This is a genomic window from Burkholderia sp. Ax-1720, from assembly GCF_011753035.1.
Classification (GTDB): domain Bacteria; phylum Pseudomonadota; class Gammaproteobacteria; order Burkholderiales; family Burkholderiaceae; genus Burkholderia; species Burkholderia gladioli.
Genome location: NZ_VWWK01000428.1, coordinates 1 through 1,217 on the forward strand (window position 1 = coordinate 1; position 1,217 = coordinate 1,217).

Sequence of the window (1,217 nt, forward strand, 5' to 3'; positions counted from 1 at the left end):
GCGGCCGCCTCGACCGGCGCGAGCGGCTCGCGCACCAGGCCCGCCAGCGCGGCCGGCGCGTCGCCGCCCGCCTCCAGCGTGGCGGTGATCAGCGCGCCTACCTCGTGATGCGCCTCGTGGAAGCTGGTGCCGGTCTCGCGCACCCGCGCGTTCGCCACCTGGGTGGCCGTCACCAGGCCCCGGTCGGCCGCGGCGCGCATCGCTTCGGGGTGCCCCTCGATGCCGTCGATCATCAGGCGCAGCAACTCGCAGCTCTCGCCGAACTCGCGCACGGCGCCGGCGCAATGCGCGGGCATCTCGGTGCCGATCTCCACCGAGTTGCTGAAGGGCGTGCGCTGCGCCGCGAACACCGCCGCGTTGAGCGCGCCGGCCACGTGGCCGAGCTTGCCCTTGACGATCTCCAGCAGGTACGGGTTGCGCTTTTGCGGCATCAGCGAGGAGCCGCCGGAGAGCTCGTCGGGCAGCGCCAGGAAGTCGGTCTCGCGCATGGTCCAGAGTTGCAGGTCGTGCGCCAGGCGGCTCAAGGTGGCGGCCGCGATCGCCAGCGCCGACAGCAGGCGCAGCACCAGGTCGCGGCTGGCCACCGCGTCCAGCGCGCTGTCGAAGCTGTGGCCGAAGCCGAGCAGCGCGGCGCTGGTTTCCGGGCGAATCGGGAAATCGGTGCCGGCGCCGGCGCCCGCGCCGAGCGGGCAACTGGCGAGGTCCTCGTCGAGCGCGTCGAGCGCGGCCTGGTCGCGCCGCAGCGCGGCCTCGACCGACCAGAGGTAGTAGCCGAAGCTGCCCGGCTGGGCCACCTGGTACTGGCTGTAGACCGGCAGCGGCCAGTCGAGCGTGGCGCCGGCCTTGTCGAGCAGGGTCGAGCGCAGCCGCCAGAGGCGGTCGGCGGCGCTGTCGAACCAGTCGCGCGCGCGCAGCTTGGCGACGCAGGCGTTGATGTCGTTGCGCGAGCGCGCGGTATGCACGGCGCCGCCCGCCTCCAGCCCGACGCGCTCGATCAGCAACTGCTCGTAGAGCGCGTAGCTGCCGCGCGGAGCGACCGCCTCGACGATCGCCGCGAAGCCGGCCTCGCGCTGGCGCGCCAGCTCGGCCAGCACCACCGCCGCGCGCGCCGGCGGGCACAGCCCGGCGTCGACCAGCATCAGCAGATGGGCCTCGTCGATCGCGGCATAGGCCTCCAGCTCGGCCAGGCGCTCGGCCGGCGGCTCGGGACGGCGCAC

General features: G+C 74.5%; 1 protein-coding gene. It reads right to left on the reverse strand.

The window, feature by feature from the left end; translation table 11 throughout:
* Positions 1 to 1,217 (reverse strand): lyase family protein (locus tag F3J18_RS37415; RefSeq protein ID WP_275691850.1); only part of this gene is annotated, 1,217 nt, incomplete at both ends.